The organism is Herbidospora yilanensis (assembly GCF_001570565.1).
Lineage (GTDB): Bacteria > Actinomycetota > Actinomycetes > Streptosporangiales > Streptosporangiaceae > Herbidospora > Herbidospora yilanensis.
In genome coordinates this window covers 150,113-172,364 of sequence record NZ_BBXE01000024.1, presented here as the reverse complement: position 1 = coordinate 172,364, position 22,252 = coordinate 150,113, and the positions used below count along the sequence as shown (strand labels likewise).

Below are 22,252 nucleotides of genomic sequence, written 5' to 3'. Positions count from 1 at the left end.
GATGTGAGAGTCAGCCTTGACAAGGTTCACAACCTCTCAAGGAGCCCCCCGTGCGGCGTGCCCTCTCCTTAGGCGTGGCCTCGATCGCCACCCTCGCCCTGCTCGCCACCCCCGCCTCCGCCACCCCTCCCGGCATCCCCTCCTACTCCACCGCCGTCAGCCAGCTCAACGCGCTGACCGTGGCCGCCGAGGCCAACTCCGGGTCGTACAACCGCGACCTGTTCCCGCACTGGAGCACCGTCTCCGGGGCGTGCAACACCCGGGAGGAGGTGCTCAAGCGCGACGGCACCGGCGTCGTGGTCAACTCCTCCTGCGCCGCGACCTCCGGTAGCTGGTATTCGCCCTACGACGGCGCCACCTGGACCGCCGCATCCGACGTCGACATCGACCACATGGTGCCGCTCTCGGAGGCGTGGAAGTCGGGCGCGCACGCCTGGACCACCAGCCGCCGCGAGCAGTTCGCCAACGACCTGTCGAGCCCGCAGCTCTGGGCCGTGACCGACAACGTCAACCAGTCGAAGGGCGACAAGGACCCGGCGGCGTGGAAGCCGTCCAGGACCGCCTTCTACTGCACCTACGCCAAGTCGTGGATCGCCGTGAAGTACAAGTACTCCCTGAAGCTCCAGTCGGCGGAGAAGACGGCCCTGAACTCGATGCTCGGCTACTGCTGACCGCTGGCCGCGAGGGGGCCGGTCCGTCCGGCCCCCTTCAGCATCTCCTGGCCGATGAGGTCGTCGGGGAGCGCGTCGGGGACCCGGTCGTCGAAGTACCAGAGCCCTCTGATGAACCGGGCCACCAGGACGGCCGTCGCCATGACGAGCGCGAACAGCACGTACATGAGCGCGATCCCGCGCCCCTCCCCGGTGCCGATGACGAGCCCGGCCGATCCGGCCAGCAGGCCGCCCTCGACCATGAGCGGCTCGAAGAGGGCGGTGCCGTAGGGGGCGACCAGGCCGTAGCCGATCGGCAGGGTGGAGAAGGCGACGAGCTGGTTCAGCGCGAAGACCCGGCCGTGGAACCGCTGCGGGACCTTGACCTGGATGATCGTGTTGTAGATGCCGTTCAGGACGGTCAGCGAGAAGAACATGCCGAACACCCCGGCGGCGATCACGACCAGGTTCTCCTGCGCCCCGACCACGACCGCGCCCGCCGACAGCGCCACCGTCGACCAGAGCTGACCCCGCAGGCGGCGACGCCTCGGGCCGCCCCAGATGGTCATGAGCAGGCCGCCGACGAACACGCCGAGGCCGCCGGCGAAGGTGACCCGGCCGACGTCCTGGAGGTCGCCGAAGCTGAGCACGAGCGGCGAGACGAGCAGGAACAGCGGCGACATGAACAGGTTCACCACGGCGAAGAACAGCAGCATGCTCCGGATGCCGCGGTTGCCCCACGTGAACTTCAGCCCGTTGACCAGTTCGGTGAGCAGCGGTTCCCGACGCCGCCAGCCCATCGTCTTGGGGAACCTCACGACCAGCACCGTGATGATCGCCACGGTGTAGCTGACGACGTCGATGACCAGGATGCCGCCGAGCCCGACGACCGACATGAGCCCGGCCGCCGCCAGCGGCGGCACCAGGTTGGCCAGGCCGCCGACCATGCCCATGAGCCCGTTGGCGTGCCCGAGGAACCGTTTCGGCACGATCTGCGGCACCGCCGCGGCCCAGGCGACCCGCTGGAAGGTGAGCGCCAGCGAGAGCACCACCAGCAGCGGGTAGACGTGCCAGACCAGCAGGTTCCCGGTCCACACGAGCACGCCGAGGGCGAGCTGGGTGCCGCCCGCGGCGATGTCGCTGGCGAGGATGACCTTGCGCCGGTCGAACCGGTCGACGACGGTTCCGGCCAGCGGCGCGGCGAGCATTCCCGGCACCAGCGCCAGCACGGAGAACAGCGCGAAGTTCACCAGCGAGCCGGTGGTCATGTAGATCCACAACGGCAGCGCGAACTCGGTGAGCGCCGTCCCGGTGATGGACACGAGCTGCCCGGCGGCCAGCGCGGCGAAGCGCTTCATGCCCGGCTTCGGCCCCACGTGGACCTCAGGCCGAGGCCGGTCGCCCTCGGGCGCGCCGACGACCGACAGGCCCTCCAGCCACCAGGTCTCCGCGCCGGTCGTCCTCTCCAGCGTCCCGGTGGTGCCCTCGGCGATGGCCCGGTGGGTGTGGGTGACGATCGTGGCCAGCTCTTCGTTGCGGTACTTCACGAAGTAGTGGGCGGCCTCGTCGAGCACGACGCAGGCGGTGGTGTCGGCCACGCAGTGCCATTCGCGGAACCGCTCCTGGTAGTACTCCATCGCGGGGTCGCGCTCCCCCACCACCGCGATGACCGGGGCCGACAGCGGCGGCAGCTCCTTCTCGAAGACCTCGGTGAAGTACTCCTCGGCCTCCCGGGTGCCGGTCCTGCGGTTGGCCACGATGAGCTTGAGCTCCTCCTGGTCGAACTCGGCGACGTCCAGGCCGGCGGCGCTGAGGGCGTTGATGCGGCCCTGGTCGCCGCCCAGCTCCTCCAGCCAGACGCCGATCCGGGAGAACGGGCCCTTCGGGCGGGCGAACGGGAAGGCGCCGCCCAGGTAGACGGCCTCGGGGGCGCGCCCGGCCGCTTCCAGGTGGCGGGCGGCCTCGATGCTGATCATGCCGCCGAGCCCGCAGTGGCCGTACAGGACGATCGGGCCCTTGACCTTGGCGAGGATCTCGTCGGCGTACTCCTTGGCGACCTCGTTCATGGGGCGCGGCTCTTCGCCGAGTTCGTTGCCCGGCACGGCCAGGGAGAACAGGGCCCAGTCGTCGGGCAGGGCGTCGGCCAGCGGCTTGTAGATGACGGCGCTGCCGCCGCCGTAGGGGGCGCAGACGACCGTGGCGCGGGCGGGCCGCGACGGGGTCAGCCGGTGCAGCAGGCCGCCCGGCGCCTTCTCGGTCGACGGGTCGAGGAGGTGCGCCAGGTCGCGGACGGTCGGGTGCTTGAACAGGTCGAGCAGGGTGGCGACGTGCCCGGCCTTGCGCAGCCGGGCGACGACCTGCATGGCCAGCAGCGAGTGGCCGCCGAGGTCGAAGAAGTCGTCGGTCACGCTGACCCGCTCCAGGCCCAGCACGGCGGCCCAGATCCCGGCGACGAGCTCCTCCAGCTCGGTCTCCGGGTCGGTGAACGCGGCCGTCGGCTCGGCCACCGCCGCCGGGTCGGGCAGCGCCGCCCGGTCGACCTTGCCGTGCGACTTCAGCGGGAGGCGGTCGAGCCAGACGTACCGGGCCGGGACCATGTAGTCGGGCAGGCGGTCCTTCAGCCAGGCGCGCAGCGCGGCGGTGTCGCCGACGCCGGCCAGGTAGGCCACCAGGCGCTGGTCGCGGAGTTCGACCACGGCCTGGGCGACGCCGTCGTAGGCGCCCAGGAGCGTCTCGATCTCGCCGAGCTCCACCCGGTAGCCGCGCACCTTGACCTGGAGGTCGCGGCGGCCCAGGAACTGGAGCTCGCCCGACTCCAGCCAGCGGCCGAGGTCGCCGGTCCGGTAGAGGCGGGCTCCCGGGGGGCCGTACGGGTCGGGGACGAACTTCTCGGCGGTCAGCGCCGGGCGCCCGAGGTAGCCGCGCGCCAGGCGTGCGCCGCCGAGGTGGATCTCCCCGGGCATGCCGATCGGGACCGGACGGCCGTTGGCGTCGAGCAACCGCACCGTCGCGCCCGGAAGCGGGCGGCCGATGGGCAGCAGGCCCTTCTCGGCGCCGACCTCGTGGGTGGTGACGCCGACGGTGGCCTCGGTGGGCCCGTAGTGGTTGACGACCCGGACCCTTTTCGCCAGCTCGGCGGCCCATTCGGCCGGGGCCGCCTCGCCGCCGAGGACCAGGAGCCTGCGGGGCAGCAGCTCGGCCGGGTCGGCCTCGGCCAGCAGCGCGGCCAGATGCGAGGGCGTGATCTTGAGGTAGTCGGGCGGGTAGAGCCGGAAGTACGCCGCGAGATCGGGCGCGGCCGTCTTCGGCGGCAGCAGGTGCAGGCAGCCGCCCGTCATCAGCGACAGGTAGAAGACGGTGATGCCGAAGTCGAAGGCGAGCGACTGGAGCAGCGCGAACTCCGAGCCGGGCTCGACCGCGAACCGCTCGTGCACCCCGGCCAGATAGACCAGCACCTCCCGGTGCTGCACCGCGACGCCCTTCGGCCGCCCGGTCGTCCCGGACGTGTAGATGACGTAGGCCAGGTCATCGGGCGCGACGTCGACCTCGGGAGGGGTGTCGGCCACCCCGCCGTCGAGGAGGACCCCGGTGACCCCGCCGGGCCGCAGCTCGGGGGTGGTCACCGCGAGGGCGATCCCGGCGTCCTCGATCATGTACGCCATGCGCGCCGCCGGCAGCTCGGGGTCGACCGGCACGTAGGCGGCCCCCGACTTCAGCACGCCCAGGATCGCCACGGCGATGTCGACCGACTGCTCCAGGCAGACCGCGACCCGCTCGCCGGGCCGCACACCGTGCCCGACGAGCCGCCGGGCCAGGTGGTTGGCCCGCCGGTCGAGCTCCCGGTAGGTGAGGGTGTCGTCGCCGAACACCACGGCCGGGGCGTCGGACACCCGCACCGTGTGGTGCAGCAGGGTGGCGTCGAGCGGCTGCGGCCCGGCCGACTCCCCGAACGCCAGGGTCGTGGCCGCCTCGTGCGCGGGCAGCAGATCGAGCGTGGAGATCCGGGCCGACGGGTCGGCCGCGATCGACCGCAGCAGCGTCTGGAACGACTCGGCCAGCCTCCGCACGGTCGACGGCTGGAACAGGTCGGTGCAGTAGATGAACGAGGCGCCCATGCCCTGCGGGCCCTCGTACAGGTAGAGCGCCAGGTCGAACCGGGCGGCGGTCACCTCGGCCGAGAAGCCGGTGACCTTGATGACGTCGGCGCCCGCCGGTCCGGTCTGGTAGTTCTGCAACGCGAACAGCACCTGGAAGATCGGCGTGCGGCTGACGTCGCGTTCGACGTTGAGCTCGTTGACGAGCTGGTCGAACGGAAGCTCCTGGTGGGAGAAGGCGTCGAGCGCGCCCTCCTTCACGCGGTCGAGCAGGTCGGTGAAGGCCGGGTCGCCGTCGAGGTCGGCCCGCATGGCGAGGGTGTTGACGAACATGCCGACCAGCCCGTCGAGCTCGGGCTGGCCGCGCCCGCTGACCGGGGTGCCGACGGCGAAGTCGTCCTGTCCCGACCAGCGGCCGAGGAGGACCTGCAGCGCGGCCAGGAAGGTCATGTACGGCGTCGCCCCGCGCGTGTTCCCCATCTCGGTCAGCGCGGCGACGAGTTCCCCGTCGAGCTGGAAGCCGTGCTCGGCCCCCCTGGCGCTCTGCTCCGGCGGGCGGGGCAGGTCGGCGGGCAGGTCGAGCGGCGGCAGGTGGGCCAGCCGGTCGCGCCAGTAGTCGATGTCCGACTGGAAGACCCGGCCCCGCTGCCAGAGGGCGTAGTCGCCGTACTGCACCGGCAGCGGCGCCGGTTCCCTCCCGGCGAGCAGGGTCAGGATGTCGCCCAGCAGCACGTCGCCCGACCAGCCGTCGGTGACGGCGTGGTGGGCGGCGAGCTGGAGCACGTGCTGGTCGTCCGAGATCCGGACGAGCGTGGCCCGTAGCAGCGGCCCGGTCGCCAGGTCGAACGGCCGGGCGAGGTCGGCCGAGATCAGCCGCCGGGCCTCCTCGGCGTCGGCGGCCTCGCGCACGGTCAGGTCGACGACCGGTTCGTCGACGACGACGAGTTCCGGCCGGCCGTCGTCGGTGGTGGTGAAGCGGGTGCGCAGCGTCTCGTGCCGGGCGGTGACCTGGGTCAGCGCGTCGCGCAGGGCGTCGGCGGAGAGCTCGCCCTCCAGCCAGACCGCGAACGGGACCGTGTAGGCGGTCGTGCCGGGCCGGTACTGCTCCAGGAACCACAACCGTTCCTGCGCGTGCGACAGCGGCGGCACCACACCCGGTTCGCGGGGGGTGATGACGGCCTTGGCGGTGCGGCGGCGGAGCCGCTGCTGGATCAGGGCCCGCTTGGCGGCGGAGATGTCCTGGGTCATGACTCCTCCAGCAGGGCGAGCGCCTCTTCGTCGGACAGGTCGCCGAGCTCGGCCAGCAGCAGGTCCTCGACCGCCTGGCCGAGGGTCTCGACGGTGGTGTGCGTGAACAGGGTCCGGATCGGCACCGTGACGCCGACCGTGCTCTCCATGCGCGCCGCGACCCGTACGGCCAGCAGCGAGTGCCCGCCGAGCTGGAAGAAGTCGTCGAACGCGCCGATGCCCTCGACGCCCAGCAGTTCGCTCCAGACGTCGGCGACCAGCGCCTCGGCGTCGGACCGGGGGGCGACGAACGTCTCCTGCCGCCGCGGTTCGGGTTCGGGCAGCGCGAGCCGGTCGAGCTTGCCGTTCGGGGTGAGCGGCAGCGCGTCGAGCGGGACGAACACGTTGGGCACGTAACCGGCCGGCAGCCGCTCGACCAGCCGTTCCCGCAGGCCCGCGGTGTCTCCCACGACGTAGGCGACCAGCACGTCGCCCCTGACCGCCACGGCGGCCCGGGAGACGCCGTCGAGCCCTTCGAGCGCCGACTCGACCTCGCCGAGCTCGATCCGGTGCCCGCGCAGCTTGACCTGGTCGTCGTTGCGGCCCAGGAACTCCAGCGTGCCGTCCCAGTTCCAGCGGACCAGGTCACCGGTGCGGTAGACCCCGCCGACGAACCGCTCGGCGGTCAGCTCGGGACGCCGCAGATAACCGTCGGCCAGCCCGAGCCCGCCGATGACGAGCTCCCCCGGGGCGCGCGGCGGCACCGGGTTCAGCCCGGCGTCGACGACGGCGACGGTGGTGTTGCCGATGGGCCGCCCGATCGATATCTCCCCCGGATCGTCGGGCACCTCCCAGGCGGTCGACCAGATGGTGGTCTCGGTCGGGCCGTAGACGTTCACGACCCTGCCCGCCCTGGCCTTCAGCTCCTTCGCCAGCCCGGGAGGCAGCGCCTCGCCGCCGACGAGGGCCGTCACCCGCGGGAGGTCCCCTTCGAGCAGCACCCGCCAGCCGGAGGGGGTGGCCTGGACGTGCGTGACCCCGCCTTCGGCGATCCGCCGCGCGAGCGCCGGCCCGTCGAGCGCGATGTCGGGATCGGCGACGACGATCCGGCCGCCGGTGACGAGCGGCAGGTAGAGCTCCAGGCCGGAGATGTCGAACGAGAGCGAGGTGAGCGCCAGCCAGACGTCATCGGGCGTCGACCCGAGCAGCTCCCGCATGGAGACGAGGAAGTTGAGCAGCGCCCGATGGGGAACCACGACCCCCTTCGGCTTTCCGGTCGAACCCGAGGTGTAGAGGACGTAGGCGGGATCTTCGGGCCGCGGCCCACCCGACACTTCCGGACTTGGAGAGCCGGACCACTCACCGACGGCGGCGGTCACATCCCCCTCTACCGGCACGCCGCCCGAAATTTCGTGACTCGGCAGGGTGGCAAGGTTCCGCTGGGCGGAATTCCCGCCATCCTCCGCGCCGCCCGAAACCTCGGCACTTGGCAGGGCGGCAAGGTCCCGCGCGGCGGAATTCCCGTCATCGTTCGCGCCGCCCGAAATTTCGGCACTTGGCAGGGCGGCAAGGTCCCGCGCGGCGGAATTCCCGTCATCGTTCGCGCCGCACGAAATTTCGGGACTTCGGAGGGAGCCGGTCGCCGGGGTGTCGAGGCGGATGACCGGGAGGTCTCCGGTTCCCCGCGGTTCCCGATCGGCGAGGAGGACCTTCGGCCGGGCGTCGTCCAGGACGAAGGAGATGCGCGCCTCCGGATAGGCCGGGTCGAGCGGCAGGTAGGCCGCGCCCGCCTTCATGACCGCCAGCATGCCCGTCAACGCCCGGGTGGAGCGTTCGGCGAGGATGGCGACGACGTCGCCGCGCCCGACGCCGAGCGCGGTCAACCGCGCGGCCAGCGTGTCGGCCGCCGTCAGCAGGTCGCGGTAGGTGAGGTCGTCGACCGCGATCCGGTCGCCGGGGGCGATCAGGTCGAGGAGGGTGCCCTCGGGGAGGGGGAGGTCCGGTCCGCCGCCCCACTCCGCCAGGGCCGTCTCGTCCTCGGGGGTGCGCATCGTCAGGGACGACAGAGGGGCGGTCGGGTCGGCGGCGATCTCGTGCAGGCAGGACAGGAGGCGGGCGGCGAAGCGCTCGACCGTCGAGGTGTCGAAGAGGGCCAGGTCGTAGTCGAAGACGAGGTTGAGGCCCTCGGCGACCGGCCAGACCGTGAGGGTCAGGTCGAAGGCCGTCTTGATGGCGCCGGCGTCGTAGGGCTCGTGGCGGAGGCCGCCGAAGGTCTCCGGGAGGTTGCCCTCCGAGGTGTGGCTGTGCAGGATCAGCATGGTCTGGAAGAGGGCCGACTGGCCGAGGTCGCGGCGCACGCCCAGCACCGACTTGAGGCGTTCGACCGGGACGTCCTGGTGGGCCAGCGCGTCGACGAGGGTGGCCCACGTCCGGCGGAGCAGTTCGTCGAAGCCGGGGTCGCCGCTCAGGTCGGCCCGCAGGACCAGCGTGTGGGCCAGGTAGCCGATCACCGACTCCAGCTCGACGCGTTCGCGGGCGGCCGTCGGGGAGCCGACCGCGAAGTCGTGCTGGCCGGTGTGCCGTGACAGCACCGCCTGGTAGGCGGCGAGCAGCACCATGAACAACGTCGTGCCGCTGTCGCGGCCGATCGCCTCCAGCCGGGCGACGAGGTCGGCGGGGGCCTGGACGCTCAGCTCCGCGCCGACCCGGGCGCCGTCGAGGGGGCGCGGGTGGTCGAGGGGCAGTTCCAGGGCCGGTACGCCGGCCAGTTTCTCCTTCCAGTGCGCCAGCGCCGCCGCGCCTTCGTCGAGGGCCTCCCGCCGGAGTTGCCACAACGACACGTCGCCGGCCTGGACCGGGAGCGGGGGGAGGTCGGCGCCGTCGTACAGGGCGGCGAGTTCGGTGATCATCACGTTGACCGAGTAGCCGTCGGCGATGATGTGGTGCATCGCGACGCAGAGCACGTGGTCGTCGGGGCTGATCTGCACCAGCGTGGCCCTGACGGGAGGAGCCGCCGCCAGGTCGAACGGGGTGTTGACGAGTTCGGCGCAGAAGTCGGCGACGGCGTCCTCGGGGAGGGCGATCCACTCGATCGTGCCGCCGCCGGGCGGATCGATGACCAGCGTGGGCCTGCCGTCGTCGGCCGGGAAGCGGGTGCGCAGCGACTCGTGCCGGTCGACCAGGGCGCGGTAGGCGTCGGCGAACCGGGCCAGGTCGAGGGGGCCGTGGAGGCGGCGGGCCAGGTACATGTTGCCGGAGGCGTCGCCGGGGTCGAAGTGGTCCATGAACCACAGGCGTTCCTGCGCCGCCGACAGCGGCACGGGGGTGCCGGGCTCGCGGGGTTCCAGCGGGACGACGCCGGGGTCGGCGCCGATGGCGGCGGCCAGCCCGGCGACGGTCGGGTGGGCGAACAGCGCCCGCACCGGGACCGGCACGCCGAACGCCTTCGACAACAACGCCGCCGCGCGGGGGGCCAGCAGCGACCGGCCGCCGAGGGCGAAGAAGTCGTCGTCGGCCCCGACGTCGCCGACGCCGACGACCTCGCCGAAGACGCGGGCGATGCGGCGTTCGGCGGGGGTCTCGGGGGCCCGGTGGGTGCGGACGGCCGGGACGGCCTCGACCCGGGGAGCGGTCGCCAGCCCCTCGGCCCGCCAGGCCGCCCCGCCCAGGGTGACGCCGGGGAACAGCAGGTCGGACAGCGGCCGGTCGGGGGTCTGCACGACGGCCGCCAGCAGGGTGGTGAAGCGGGCGGCCAGCGCCTCGATCCGGGCCGCGTCGAACAGGGCCGAGTCGTAGGTGAGGTCGAGCGCCAGGGTGTCGCCGGAGCGCCAGGCGTCGACCGTGAGGTCGTAGCGGGCCGGGACGTGGTCGAGCGGGAACACCTCGCCGAACGTCTCGGGCAGGGTGTCCGGGAGGGTGTCGAGGTTGAGCACGGTCTGGAAGAGCGGCGCCTGACCGAGGTCGCGGCCGAGGTCGAGTTCGGCGAGCAGGCGTTCGACCGGCACCTCCTCGTCGGCCATCGCGGCCAGCACGGTCGCCCGCGCCCGCGCCAGCAGCCCGGCGAACGTCGGGTCGCCCGACAGGTCGGCGCGCAGCACCAGCACGTTGCCGAGGCGGCCGAACACCGGCTCCAGCTCGACCCGGCCGCGCCCGGCGGTCGGGGCGCCGACGGCGAAGTCGTGCAGGCCGGTCTCGGCCGACAACACGGCCTGGTAGGCGGCCAGGAGCACGGTGAACAGGGTGGTGCCCTGCCCCTGGGCGAGGGCTTCGAGCGGGGGAACCGCCAGCTCGGTCCGTACGACGGCGCCTCTGCGCGCCGCGACGGCGGGGCGGGGGCGGTCGGCGGGCAGGTTGAGCACCGGCAGGCCTTCCAGCCGCTCGCGCCAGCGGGCGAGCGCGCCGGCGCCGAGCCCGGCCGCCTCCCGGCCGCGCTGCCAGGCCACGACGTCGCCGTGCTGGATCCTGACCGGCTCGCGGTCAGCGGTGAGCTCGCCGGCGAGGACGTCGAGCGACCACTCGTCCCCGGCGATGCCGTGGAAGACCACGCAGAGCACGTGCTCGCCGCCGACCCGCACCAGCGCGGCCCGCACGGGCGGCGCGGCGGCCAGGTCGAACGGGGCGTTGACCCGCGCCGACAGCAGCGCCCTGGCCTCCTCCTCGGTCTCGGCGGCCAGCCGTTCGAGCGGGAGCGGGAAGTGGTCTTCGACGACCGCGACCGGCCGCCCGTCGGCGTCGGGGAAGCGGGTGCGCAGCGCCTCGTGCCGGTCGACGGCCCGCTGGAGGGCGTGTTCGAGCGCGTCGGCGTCGAGCGGGCCGCGCAGGCGGCGGGTCAGGTGCAGGTTCCACGACGCGTCGCCGGGGTCGAAGCGGTGCAGGAACCAGAGCCGTTCCTGCGCGGGCGACAGCAGCACCGGCGACCCGGCGGGCCGGGGCTCCAGCGGCACCGACACCGTGTCGAGCCCGTCGAGCACCGCCGCCAGCGCCTCGACCGTCGGCGCCCCGAACAGCTCCCGGACGGGGATCTCCACCCCGAGCCGCCGCGTCAGCCGCGCGGTGACCTTGGTCGCCAGCAGGGAGTGCCCGCCGACGGCGAAGAAGTCGGCCTCCGCGCCGACCCGGTCGAGCCCGAGCACCTCGGCGAACGCCTCGGCGACGACCCGCTCGGTCGCGGTACGGGGGACGATCTCCCCCGCGCTCTTCGCCGGGGCCGGCAGGGCCAGCCGGTCGACCTTGCCGTTGGGGGTGAGCGGCAGCGCGTCGAGGGAGATCACGGTCGACGGGACCATGTACGCCGGCAAACGCTCTCTCAGCGCGCTCAAAAGGTCGCCGTGGTTCCCGACGACGTAGGCCACCAGGACCTCGTCGTGCACCGCCACCACCGCCTGCGCGACGCCGTCGAGCTCCTCCAGCACGGTCTCGATCTCGCCCAGCTCGATGCGGTGGCCGCGGAGCTTGACCTGGGTGTCGGCGCGGCCGAGGAAGTCGAGGCCGCCGTCGGCGCGGCGGCGGACCAGGTCGCCGGTCCGGTAGAGGCGCTCGCCCCCGGCGGCCGGCAGGAAGCGCTCGGCGGTCAGCGCGGGCCGGCCGAGGTAGCCGTCGGCGACGCCGAGGCCCCCGATGTAGAGCTCGCCCTCCTCCACCGGCCGTCCGTCGTCGTCGAGGACGTGCACGGTCGTGTTCAGGATCGGGGTGCCGATGCTGACGTGGGCGGGGTTCTTCGGCACGTCCCACGCGGTCGACCAGATGGTCGTCTCGGTCGGGCCGTAGACGTTGACCAGCCGGGCGCACCGGTCGGCGAGCCGGCGGGCCAGCCCGAGCGGCAGCGCCTCACCGCCGACCAGGCCGGTGACGTTCCCGGCGAACCCGGCGTCGAGGAGGACCCGCCAGCCCGAGGGGGTCGCCTGGACGTGCGTGACACCCTCCCGCTCGACGAGGTCGCGCAGGCGCGCGCCGTCGCGGGCGGTCTCGGCGTCGGCGATCACCATCCGGCCGCCGGTCACCAGGGGCAGGTAGAGCTCCAGCCCGGAGATGTCGAACGAGAGCGACGTGAGGGCCAGCCACACGTCGTCCGGTCCGGCGTCGAGGAGCTCGCGCATGCCGGTCAGGAAGTTGAGCAGGGCCCGGTGGGAGATGACGACGCCCTTGGGCCGGCCGGTCGAGCCGGAGGTGTAGAGCACGTAGGCGCGGGCGTCCCGGCGTCCGCCGGCGTCGCCGGTCGCGCCGTCGACGTCGACGACCGGCCCCCGGAAGCCGGGGAGACTGTCGCGGAGATGCGGCCTGGTCAAGGCGGCCGCAGCCCCGGAGTCCTCCAGGACCATCGCGATCCGGGCGGCGGGGTAGCCCGGATCGAGGGGTAAGTAGGCCGCTCCGGCTTTCAGGACGCCGAGTAACGCGACGACCATCTCCGCCGATCTGTCGACATAGAGGGCGACGAGGTCGCCGGGCCCGACTCCGGCGTCGGCGAGGCGGCGGGCCACCCCTCGGGCGGCGGCGTCCAGGTCGCCGTAGGTCAGCGTGCGGTCCCCGCACACCACCGCGACCCGGCCGGGCGACGCTTCCGCGTGGGCCTCGAAGAGGTCCAGGAAGGCCGGGACGTTCGTCAGGGTGGTTTCGATCATGCAGCCATCTCCCAGGGATGAAACAGGACTTCTCCGCGATCAAGGACTTCGGCGACAATCGCGGGATGACAGTGCCCGAACAGGCCGACAAGCGCCGCGCTCTGGTGGCCAAGCTGCTGGCGCGCAAGGCCGCCCCGCAGGGGGTCACCCCGGTTCCGCGGGACGGCGGCCCGCTCCCGTGCTCCCACGAGCAGCGCCGCATCTGGCTCGCCCAGCAGTCCGACCCGGCCGCCGCGCCCAACGTGACGCTGGGCGTGGCCCTCTCCGGGCGGCTCGACCTCGCCCGGCTGGCCGAGGCGTTCGCCGCGCTGATCCGACGGCACGAGGTGTTCCGGACGACGTACACGGAGACCCCGGAGCAGGTGGTTCACGGCGCGCTGCCCGCTCCCCTGGAGTATCTCGACGTCGGCGACATGCCCCGGCCCGAACACGCGGCCTTGGACCTGGCCCTCGCGCGGAGCGGCGAACGCTTCCCGGTCGGGCACGGCCCGCTGCTGCGCCTGACCGTGTTCCGGGTGGCTCCCGAGGAGCACCGGCTGTTCCTGGTCTGCCACCACATCGCCGCCGACGGCGGCTCGCTGGGCGTCGTCGCCGACGACCTCGCCGCCCTCTATTCGGGCCTGCCCCGGCCGGACCTCCCGATCCAGTACGCCGACTACGCGGCCTGGTCGACCCAGCGCGCCGAGACGAGGATCGCCGAACGCCTCCCCTACTGGCACGACCTCCTGAGCGGCGCCCCGGCCCCGCTCTTCGAGGGCCTGACCGCTGGGGAGACCGCTTCCGCCAGGGGCCGCCGGGCGGGGGCGACCGCCGCGATCAGGGTCGGCCGGGAGACCGTCGACCGGCTGCGGCGGCTGGGCGACGGGCCGACGACGCCGTTCGTGGCCCTCTGCGCGGCCTATCTCACGCTGCTGCAGCGGATGACCGGCCGGCGCGATCTGGTCACCGGCATCGTCTCGGCCTCGCGCACCCGCCGCGAGCTCGAACCGGTCGTCGGCACGTTCGTGAACATGTTGCCGCTGCGCGTCGCGCTGCCCGCCGGGCAGGGGTTCCCCGCGCTGCTCACCAGGGTCAGGGAGGCCGCGGCGGGGGCGCTGGCCAACGAGATCCCCTTCGACACCCTGGTCTCGCGGGCGGGCGTGGCCCGGATCCCGGGCGTGCATCCGGTGTTCCAGACCTCGTTCATCCACCGCGACGACCCGAAGCCCCCGGCCACGTGGGAAGGCCTGGAGGCCCGCGTCTGGGACCACGAGGTCGACGACGCCGCGCTCGACCTGATGCTGACCGCGACCCCCCGGGGCGACGAGTACGAGCTCGCCTTCACGGGCAAGCTTGACCGATTCTCCGCAGGTCAGGTCAAGGAGCTGCCGGTCGTCTTCCGGGAGTTGCTCGAAGAACTTCGATGACGGGCCCGGCACCCGCGCATTGGATCACGCCGGGCGGGGGCGGCGGTAGCGCCGTCTCACTTACCGGCACAGTCTTCAAAGCCTGAATGACGTGCGGGCGGGTGGGGGCCGGTGGGAATGGCGCACCGGCCCCCACGCCGTCGCCCGGATCGTGGTGGCGCGGGCGCGCGCCGCCCGTGGTCACCGTACGGTCCGGGACGGGGGTGCGGAGGGCCGGCGGTCAGGTCACCGGCGCCCCGCGTGGTCCCTACTTCTCCTGGTGCTCGGCGCGGTCGCCGCTCCAGTCGGTGTGGTAGACCCCTTCGCGGTCCACACGGTGGTAGGTGTGGGCGCCGAAGTAGTCGCGCAGGCCCTGGATCAGGGCCGCCGGCAGACGGTCGCGGCGGAGGCCGTCGTAGTAGGCCAGCGCCGACGAGAACCCGGGCGTCGGGACCCCGATCGAGGCGGCCGTGGAGACGACCCGGCGCCAGGCGCCCTGCGCCTCGGCCAGCGCCTCGCTGAAGGACGGCGAGGCCAGCAGCGTCGGCAGCCCCGGGTCCTTGGCGTAGGCGTCGCGGATCCGGTCGAGGAAGCGGGCCCGGATGATGCAGCCGCCCCGCCAGATCGTCGCCATGTCACCGAGGTTGATGTTCCAGCCGAACTCCTTGGAGGCCGCGGCCATCTGGTCGAAGCCCTGGGCGTACGCCACGATCTTCGACGCGAGCAGGGCCTGCCGGACGTCGTCGACCAGGGAGTAGTTCGGCGCCGAACCGATCGGGCCCTCCAGGTCGCGGGCGGCCTGGCGACGGGTGACGTCACCCGACAGGCCGCGCGCGAACACCGCCTCGGCGATGCCGGTGACCGGCACGCCGAGTTCGAGGGCGTTCTGGACCGTCCAGCGGCCGGTGCCCTTCTGCTCGGCGCGGTCGGCGACGACGTCCACGAACGGACGGCCGGTCTTGGCGTCGACGTGGCCGAGCACCTCGGCGGTGATCTCGATCAGGTAGGACTCGAGGTCGCCCCGGTTCCACTCGGTGAAGATCTCCGCCAGCTCGCCCGGGGAGCGGCCGAGGGCCTGCCGGAGCAGGTCGTAGGCCTCCGCGATGAGCTGCATGTCGGAGTATTCGATGCCGTTGTGGACCATCTTCACGAAGTGGCCCGCGCCGTCGGCGCCGACGTGGGTGCAGCAGGGCACCCCGTCGACCTTGGCCGAGATGTCCTCCAGGATCGGCCCGAGGGACTTGTAGGCCTCCGGCGAGCCGCCCGGCATGATGCTGGGCCCGTTGAGCGCGCCCTCCTCACCGCCGGAGATGCCGGTCCCGACGAACAGGATCCCGCGCTCCTTCAGCGCCGCCTCGCGGCGACGGGTGTCGGAGAACAGGGCGTTCCCGCCGTCGACGATCATGTCGCCCGGCTCCATGTGGGCCGCCAGGTCCTCGATCACGGCGTCGGTGGACGGACCGGCCTTCACCATGATGATCGCCTTGCGGGGTTTCGTGAGCGACGCCACGAACTCCGCCGTCGTGCCCGTCGCCACGAACGCGCCCTCTCCGGCGTGGTTCTCGACGAGCTCCTGGGTCTTGCTCTCGGTGCGGTTGTGCACCGCGACGACGTATCCGTGGTGGGCCAGGTTCCTCGCGAGGTTCCGGCCCATCACCGCAAGGCCGGTCACCCCGATGTCAGCCGTGCCCAAAACGTTCTTGTCCATGCGCCGCTCCTATCCTTCCGGGCAGCTCAGTAACCGTACATGCCGCCCGCTGACGACGTCGGCGTGGTGGCCGCCGACGGCTTGGGCGTCGCCGGCGCCGACACCGAGGGCGCCGGCGTCGACGCCGCGCCGGGCAGCGGCCCGGCGTCAGACGGCCTCAGCACGCCCAGGAGGCCGTGCTGCGCCTTGTCGATACCCGCCGCGAACCATACAGAGTTCTCTCCGCCGTTCGTCGCAGTGCCCGGCTCCAGATCCCACAGACCTTCGAGCTGGATCGCCTGTCCGTTGGTCTGCCGGAGCGGCCCGAGGTACCGGCCGGTGCGGGCGTTATAGGCGTTGACCAGCCCATCTCCGAAGTTACCCACCAGGACGGCCCCGGCCAAGGCGCCGAATCCACGCGGCGCCCGGATCATCGCCCAGGGCGCGTTCAGCGCGCCGCGGTTGGCGAAGCGGCCGAGGAAGCGGCCGTTGGCCGAGAACCGGGAGACGAACCCGTTGCCCCGGCCGGGCACGGCCTTGCCGGTGACGGCGTCGCGCTTGGCGTACGCGACCATGATCACGTTGCCGACGACCTCGACGTTGAAGGGGGCGTAGTCACCGGGCATGCGCGGGTCGCGGAACTGCGAGCGGGACAACCGCACGCGGTCGAACTCCGAGTCGTACACGTGGATCTTGCCGTGCGAGAATGACGGGGCCAGCAGGAAGGCGCCCCGGTTGGTGTTCATCACCGCCAGGCCCTTGTAGTCGGCGTTCTTCGTGAACGCCGCGATGACCGCGTTCTTGGGGTTGACCTCGGCGTTCCAGGCCGTGATCGCCCCCGAGGGGCTGGCGAAGATGAAGGTCGCGGGCTTGTCCTTGATCAGGAACTCGTCCTGCGACGTGTTGACGACCTGGCCGGTCGGCGTGCCGCCCGGAATGGCGACCTCGGTCTGCTCCTTCTTGGCGTTGCCGGAGTAGACGGTCGCGACACCGGTGCCGGCGCCCGAGACCCACAACGTCTTGCCCATCGCCAGACCCCAGGGGTTGACCAGCTTGGGATCGGTGACGGGGGCCTTGCCGGGCACGTCGGAAACCAGGTTGACCTGGGCGAACCGGTTGGTCGACGTGGTCGTCCCGGTAACCTTGACGGTGGCGGGCTTGGCCTGTGGGGCCGTCTGGGCGCTTGCGGGAATGCTCAGGGGGGTGCTCAGAACGAGCGTCCCGGCGGTGAGCACGGCGACGCGTGAACGCATCTGGTGGTCTCCTTCGAGGGCCTTCTCGGTTCATGACCTAAGGTGCGGAGGTTCGCGAAGCTCCCTTACGGGCGGAGATACGCGGCGCTTCCCGAGAGGGTTCACCGGCCCGAAAACCTAGTAAAAGGGTAGGGTTTGTCGAATCAACGAGCCGGCAAAGCCCCTTTGACCCCTCCACCTCGCTGTCTATCGTCGACGTGTGATCCTTGGAGACTCCGGAATGTTCCTCCCCCAGCCTCAGCGCTCCGTCGTGGCGATTCCCCCGCCGGGAGACGGCCCCGGCTTCTGGGCCGGCGCGCCGAGCGCCGTGGCGACGCCCGACGGCACGATCTACCTGGCCTACCGGCTGCGCCGTCCCATCGGCGAAGGCCGCGGCTACGCGATCCAGATCGCCCGCTCCGCCGACGGCGAGCGTTACGAGCCGGTGCTGACGATCACCAAAGACCAGATGCGGACCGAGTCGCTGGAGCGCCCGACGCTCGTGCTCACCCCCGAGGGCGACTGGCGCCTCTACCTGAGCTGCGCGACCTACGGCACCAAGCACTGGCGGGTGGAGCTGCTGGAGGCCTCCCGCCCCGAGGACTTCGACCCCGAGACCGCCCGCGTGGTGCTGCCCGGCGACCTCAAGACGGGCGTGAAGGACCCGGTGATCGTCCACCACGGCGGCCAGTGGCACCTGTGGGCGTCCTGCCACCCGCTGGAGATCCCCGACGAGGCCGACCAGATGGTCACCGACTACGCGACCAGCCCCGACGGCCGCGAGTGGTCCTGGCACGGCACCGCCCTCGACCGCCGCCCCGGCGCCTGGGACTCGCGCGGCGTGCGCGTCTCGGCGGTCCGGTTCACCGACGACGGGGTGCTGGCCTACTACGACGGCCGGGCCAGCGCGGCCGAGAACTACGAGGAGCGCACCGGCGTCGCGACCGGCCCCGACCCGTCGACCCTGACGGCCGTGGGCGACCACCCCCACGCCCAGTCGCCCCACGGCGGCCTGCGGTATCTGGACATCCTCGACCTGCCGGGCGGCGGGCAGCGCGTCTTCTACGAGTGGACCCGCCCCGACGGCGCCCACGACCTCCGCACAGAACTCATCTGACGGAACCCGCGCCGTCACCTCATCGGCCACCGGCGCGGGTCAAAGCTCCTTCTCCGTTACGGCTCCGCCCGCCCCGGCACCGACGCCCGCCCCGCCCAGGCACCGCACCCGGCGCCGGCCACCGCTCCACCGACCCGCCGCGACGAGGCGACCATCCGCGACCACCCCTTCCGGCCCGGCCGCCCCGGTCAGGCGGCTATCTGGGCCGTCCGTTGCGCGCCTGGCCCTGGCCGTCCGGGCGGTGGCCGACCTGGCCGCCCGAGCGGTCGCGGGGCCGGATCCAGTCGGAGAAGTCCTCCCCCGTCACCTCTTCGAGCAGCTTGATGTCGTCGGTGAAATACGGGATGAGCTCCTGCCGCTGCTCCCACGTCAGGGGCCGCCGGGCCCTGCCGTCGCGCTGGAGCACCCGGGCGAGCGGCGCCGTCAGCGTCTGGCCGCCCAGCCGGTCGCCCACCCGCACCACCTGTGACAACACCTGGTGCAGGACCGTCTCCGGGGGGTGCACGGTCACGTTCTCCCGGGGCACCTCGGAGATCAGCCCGGTGCGCACGCCGAGATGCCCGCAGATGCGGTCGAGGGTCTCGGCCGGCCGGTCGAGCAGGTCGCGGTAGCGGAAGACCAGCACCTGCTCCTCGGTGAACAGGTCGTAGAGGTCGCGGAGCTGCTCGCCGTACCGGCCCAGGCCGACGTAGTGCCAGAACGGGGCCCACCCGGCCCTGATCCGCTCGGACTCGCAGGCGCAGGCCTCGACGACGTCGCCGACGGGCTCCAGCCCGGCCGACCACAAGTGGGTCCAGTTCGAGTGGGCCCGCTCGACCGGGTCGCGCACGACCACGATGAGCCGGACCTCGGGGATCAGAGCCTTGATGCGCCGGTGGGCGGCCCGGTCGTACAGGTAGAACGGGGTCGACTCGCCGTTCAGGTAGCCCGGCCGGAACAGGGCCTCGTAGTCGTCGCGGCGCCACACGTGCTCGCGGTAGGTCTCGGCGTCGCCGGGCCCGCCCCTGTCGGGCGGCGGGCCGTCGGAGAGGAAGAACTTCGGCTCCTTCACCGCGGACAGGTACAGGTCCGGGTGGGCGCTGAGCGCGGCGTGCAGGGCGGTCGTGGCGGCCTTCGGAGCCCCGATGACCAGGAAGCCGGGCAGAGTCACACTAACCTCCACTTTTCCTACAAAATTAGTATGGAATCGCTCCTCCTTCAACGTCCCGGCACTTCCCACGCTACGTGGAGCTCACCGGCGGTTGGCAACCAGATCTGCGCCAAGGTATTCACAATAAGTAATCATGCGATTACTCTTGGTAGTAACAGCAGGTCAAAAGCCTGCCTGGTACGTAAGGAGTGAGATCATGGATCTCGTCAAGCCCGCCGTCCTCGCCACAGCGACCGTGTTCTGCCTGGCCCTCCCGGCCGGCGCGAGCACCGCGCTCCCCGCCGCGTCCTCCGGCTTGGCCGTGACCGCCGCCCCCTCCACCGTCCACGCCGGGCAGACCGTCCGGCTCCGCACCAAGGCGTGCCCCAACCGGCCGGGATACGCCTACTCGCCGGCGTGGGGCCGCAGCGTCACCCTGCTGCCCAACGGCGTGCGGGCCACCGGGCGGGCCACCGTCTGGTCGGGCACGAAGCCGGGCACCTACTCGGTCTCCGTCGCCTGCCAGGGCCACACCTACCCGACCGCGTTCGGCTACCTGACGGTCGTGGCCGCCGGGACCTCGGTGAAGTACCGGGTCCAGCACGTCCGCAGGGGCAGCCACCTCAACGTCCGGTCGGGGCCGGGCCTGGGCCATGGGGTGGTCGGCAAGCTGAAGTGGAAGGCCACCGTCCAGGGGTCCCCGGTCCGTGAGAGGGGCTGGGTCAAGGTGACCACGAAGAAGGGCACGACCGGCTGGTCGTACGGCTACTACCTGCGCCGCGCCTAACCGGTAACCAGGTCGTGGGCCCGTTCGGGCACGTCCCCGGCCGAACGGGCCCGCCTCCTGCAGGTCATTGCGGCCAGCGCCGTCGTGATCGGCACCGCCGCCACCAGCCCGATCGTGCCCACGATGCTCCGGACCAGCTCCTGGGCCACCACCGGCCCGGCCAGCACCTCGCCCAGGGGCTCGTTCCCGACGCTGATGAGCAGCAGCAGCGGGAGCGACGCGCCGGCGTACGCGAGCACGATCGTGTTGATGACCGAGGCGATGTGCGCCCGCCCGACCCGGGTGGCGGCCCGGTAGAGCTGCCGGGCCGTGTATCCCGGGTTGGCGTGGGCGAGTTCGGCGACCGTGGCGGCCTGGGTGACCGTGACGTCGTCGAGCACCCCCAGCGAGCCGATGATGATGCCGGCCAGCAGCAGGCCCTGGGTGTTGATCTGGTGGCTGGTCCCCAGGAGCCAGCTGCTGTCGTCGCTCACGCCGGTCAGGTGGACCCAGTCGATGGCCAGCAGCGACAGCAGGCCCGTCAGGGCCAGGCTGACCAGGGTGCCGATCACGGCCACCGACGTGGGCACGGAGACGCCGTGGGTGACGTACAGGACGATCAGCATGATCGCCGCCGCGCCGACGACGGCGACCAGCAACGGCGACCGCCCGGCCAGGATGGCCGGGAGCACGAACGTGAGCAGCAGCCCGAAGGTGATCGCGAGCCCGGCCAGGGCGGTGATCCCCTTCCACCGCCCGAAGGCGATCACCGTCAGCGCGAACGCCGCCCCGAACAACCACAACGGCGAGGAGCGGTCGTGGTCGGACACGGCGTAGGTGCCGTCCTGCAGGTCGAGCACGACGACCTTGTCGCCCTCGGCGAACGTCGCCGACCCCGGCGCGGTCGGCAACATCGCGGTCACCTGGTGGTACACCGAGAACTCGACGGTCGCCTTCTCGCCGGAGACCGACGTGATCACCCCGGCGAGCTCGGGAAGCCGGGGCTCGTCCGCCTTCTTCACCTCACCGGGCCATAAGAAGACCAGCGCCACGAGCGTCGCGGCCGCCAGCGGCAGGATCACGGCCAGCACGGCCAGGACGGTTGTGCGGTCGGCGGGCGCGACCGGCCCGTGCGAGTGCCCCATGGCGAGGAACAGTAGCTCAGGCCGACATGATCGCGACCCCCAGGCACATCTCGTCGGCGGTCCCCTCGCCCCACACGACGTAGCGGGCCGGTTCCTTCTCGAACTGCGGCAACATGCTCCGCAGCTTGGCGTCGTGGGTGCAGGTCACCCGCACCACGTCGCCCTCGCTCACCTTCACCGGCGCGGGCAGCGGGCGCAGCGCCTGGTCGTCGAAGTCGTACTCGGGCACGTCGAGAAGGGTCCGCGCGCCGGGTGTGCCGGGGTTGAGCTCGATCTTGATCGACCGTCCGAGCAGGTGCATGTGCCCGGCCAGGGCGTGCAGGAGCCCTCCTTCCCGCACCGGGAGGTCGCAGTGCTGGGTGGGTCCCGGCTTCGCCGGGCCGCACATCTCGGTCAGGAACCCCGGCGTGCGCGCCGACTCGGCCCCGAAGCGGCGGCCGATGTCCTCGACGGCGGCCTCGCGGTCGCAGAGCGGCCCCGACTCCTCGGGGGTGCAGGGCAGTTCGACGGCCCCCGGGAACAGGGCGGTGCCGAGAGGTTCGAGCCGCCTGTCGCTGACCCGCAGCCGGATGGCCGACTGGTCGGCGCCGGCGCCCGCCCGGGTGTTGTAGTGGACCTGCATGACGAGCTTGCTGCCCGCCGGGATGGGGTGGCCGTACTTCGGATCGAGCAGCGTCTCGCGGTCGCCCGGCGCCCAGTGGGCCACCCATCCGGCCTCCCTGACCCCCGCGTCGGCGAAGCAGGTCCAGCCCTGGCCGGGGGCGGCGGCGTCCATCCTCTCGGCCTCGGCCACCTGGTCAGGGGCCAGCCGGAAGAAGATCGCGTGGTGGACGATGGCCAGGTTGAGCGGCTGGAACTGGGCTCCGGTCAGGAAGCCGGTGCCCTGCGCGCCGGGGTCGATGAGGAAACACCGGTAGTCGTCGGACCCGCCGCCCGGTCCTTTGGGGGTGTACGGCTCCGGCATCGTCAGCGTGACGAACCGCTCGCCGTCGCGCAGCGGCGCCGCCGGCGCCTTGCTCGCCGCGTGACCGTGCTTGGGGGCGGCGGCGGGCGGCGCCGCCGCCTCCTGCGTTCCACAGGCCGCCGTCACCACCAGGACCAGGAGCGCGGCCAGACTTCCCCGAGCTCCGCGGAATCGATTCATGTGTTCAACGCTGACGCACCCGGCGTGCCGCGGCCATCCTCCTTTGGGAGGGACGGATC

The 22,252-nt window shown here is 72.4% G+C and carries 11 protein-coding genes; 4 read left to right on the top strand and 7 right to left on the bottom strand.

Going from position 1 to position 22,252, the window contains the following annotated elements; all coding sequences use genetic code 11:
- The first annotated feature begins 50 nt into the window (after nucleotides 1-50).
- Entirely contained in the window at nucleotides 51-671 is a 621-nt protein-coding gene (locus AW273_RS19190; protein WP_062349704.1) for an HNH endonuclease family protein, read from the top strand.
- Here the strand turns inward: AW273_RS19190 and AW273_RS19185 are convergent.
- Together AW273_RS19185 and AW273_RS19180 are read right to left on the bottom strand one after the other, a co-directional pair.
- A complete protein-coding gene (locus AW273_RS19185; RefSeq protein WP_062349703.1) occupies nucleotides 662-5,992 on the bottom strand; it encodes a non-ribosomal peptide synthetase/MFS transporter in 5,331 nt (1,776 codons plus the stop codon). The two genes, AW273_RS19190 and AW273_RS19185, sit on opposite strands and share 10 nt — an antisense overlap.
- Nucleotides 5,989-12,588, bottom strand: a complete 6,600-nt coding sequence (locus tag AW273_RS19180) for a non-ribosomal peptide synthetase (protein ID WP_062349702.1) — start codon at nucleotides 12,586-12,588, stop codon at nucleotides 5,989-5,991. Before AW273_RS19180 ends, AW273_RS19185 begins: the two co-directional genes overlap by 4 nt.
- 65 nt (nucleotides 12,589-12,653) lie before the next feature.
- On the opposite strand from AW273_RS19180, the gene AW273_RS19175 reads away from it, so the two are divergent.
- Nucleotides 12,654-13,994 carry a condensation domain-containing protein gene (locus tag AW273_RS19175; RefSeq protein WP_198168235.1) on the top strand — a complete coding sequence of 447 codons (1,341 nt, stop codon included), beginning with the start codon at nucleotides 12,654-12,656 and terminating at the stop codon, nucleotides 13,992-13,994.
- 247 nt (nucleotides 13,995-14,241) lie between these two features.
- Here the strand turns inward: AW273_RS19175 and gnd are convergent, their stop codons facing one another.
- Both gnd and AW273_RS19165 read right to left on the bottom strand, forming a co-directional pair.
- The gene (gnd, locus tag AW273_RS19170; protein WP_062349700.1) at nucleotides 14,242-15,681 is read right to left on the bottom strand and encodes an NADP-dependent phosphogluconate dehydrogenase; all 1,440 of its coding nucleotides are present in this window, start codon (nucleotides 15,679-15,681) and stop codon (nucleotides 14,242-14,244) included.
- Nucleotides 15,682-15,707: 26 nt separating this feature from the next.
- Nucleotides 15,708-16,913: a TIGR03118 family protein gene (locus tag AW273_RS19165; RefSeq protein WP_062349699.1), complete on the bottom strand. Its 1,206-nt coding sequence runs from the start codon at nucleotides 16,911-16,913 to the stop codon at nucleotides 15,708-15,710.
- Between the two features lie 199 nt (nucleotides 16,914-17,112).
- Here AW273_RS19165 and AW273_RS19160 point away from each other — a divergent pair, with 199 nt between their 5' ends.
- Nucleotides 17,113-18,009 (top strand): hypothetical protein, encoded by an 897-nt coding sequence (locus AW273_RS19160; protein ID WP_232327500.1) that lies wholly within the window; start codon nucleotides 17,113-17,115, stop codon nucleotides 18,007-18,009.
- Nucleotides 18,010-18,205: 196 nt separating this feature from the next.
- Here the strand turns inward: AW273_RS19160 and AW273_RS19155 are convergent, their stop codons facing one another.
- A complete protein-coding gene (locus AW273_RS19155; RefSeq protein ID WP_062349697.1) occupies nucleotides 18,206-19,159 on the bottom strand; it encodes a sulfotransferase in 954 nt (317 codons plus the stop codon).
- A 196-nt stretch (nucleotides 19,160-19,355) separates the two neighbouring features.
- Here AW273_RS19155 and AW273_RS19150 point away from each other — a divergent pair, with 196 nt between their 5' ends.
- Entirely contained in the window at nucleotides 19,356-19,925 is a 570-nt protein-coding gene (locus AW273_RS19150; protein WP_062349696.1) for an SH3 domain-containing protein, read from the top strand.
- On the opposite strand, the gene AW273_RS19145 is transcribed toward AW273_RS19150, so the two are convergent.
- Both AW273_RS19145 and AW273_RS19140 read right to left on the bottom strand, forming a co-directional pair.
- Complete coding sequence (locus AW273_RS19145) at nucleotides 19,922-21,049, bottom strand: YibE/F family protein (protein WP_062349695.1); 1,128 nt, start codon at nucleotides 21,047-21,049, stop codon at nucleotides 19,922-19,924. The two genes, AW273_RS19150 and AW273_RS19145, sit on opposite strands and share 4 nt — an antisense overlap.
- Before the next feature lie 16 nt (nucleotides 21,050-21,065).
- Nucleotides 21,066-22,193: a monooxygenase gene (locus tag AW273_RS19140; RefSeq protein WP_062349694.1), complete on the bottom strand. Its 1,128-nt coding sequence runs from the start codon at nucleotides 22,191-22,193 to the stop codon at nucleotides 21,066-21,068.
- Between the last annotated feature and the right edge of the window lie 59 nt (nucleotides 22,194-22,252).

Bases quoted from the DNA above. Each gene is read 5' to 3' on its own strand.
- AW273_RS19165 (WP_062349699.1), bottom strand. From the start codon at position 16,913: ATGCGTTCACGCGTCGCCGTGCTCACCGCCGGGACGCTCGTTCTGAGC.
- AW273_RS19150 (WP_062349696.1), top strand. From the start codon at position 19,356: ATGGATCTCGTCAAGCCCGCCGTCCTCGCCACAGCGACCGTGTTCTGC.
- AW273_RS19180 (WP_062349702.1), bottom strand. From the start codon at position 12,588: ATGATCGAAACCACCCTGACGAACGTCCCGGCCTTCCTGGACCTCTTC.
- gnd (WP_062349700.1), bottom strand. From the start codon at position 15,681: ATGGACAAGAACGTTTTGGGCACGGCTGACATCGGGGTGACCGGCCTT.
- AW273_RS19140 (WP_062349694.1), bottom strand. From the start codon at position 22,193: ATGAATCGATTCCGCGGAGCTCGGGGAAGTCTGGCCGCGCTCCTGGTC.
- AW273_RS19175 (WP_198168235.1), top strand. From the start codon at position 12,654: ATGACAGTGCCCGAACAGGCCGACAAGCGCCGCGCTCTGGTGGCCAAG.
- AW273_RS19185 (WP_062349703.1), bottom strand. From the start codon at position 5,992: ATGACCCAGGACATCTCCGCCGCCAAGCGGGCCCTGATCCAGCAGCGG.
- AW273_RS19145 (WP_062349695.1), bottom strand. From the start codon at position 21,049: ATGGGGCACTCGCACGGGCCGGTCGCGCCCGCCGACCGCACAACCGTC.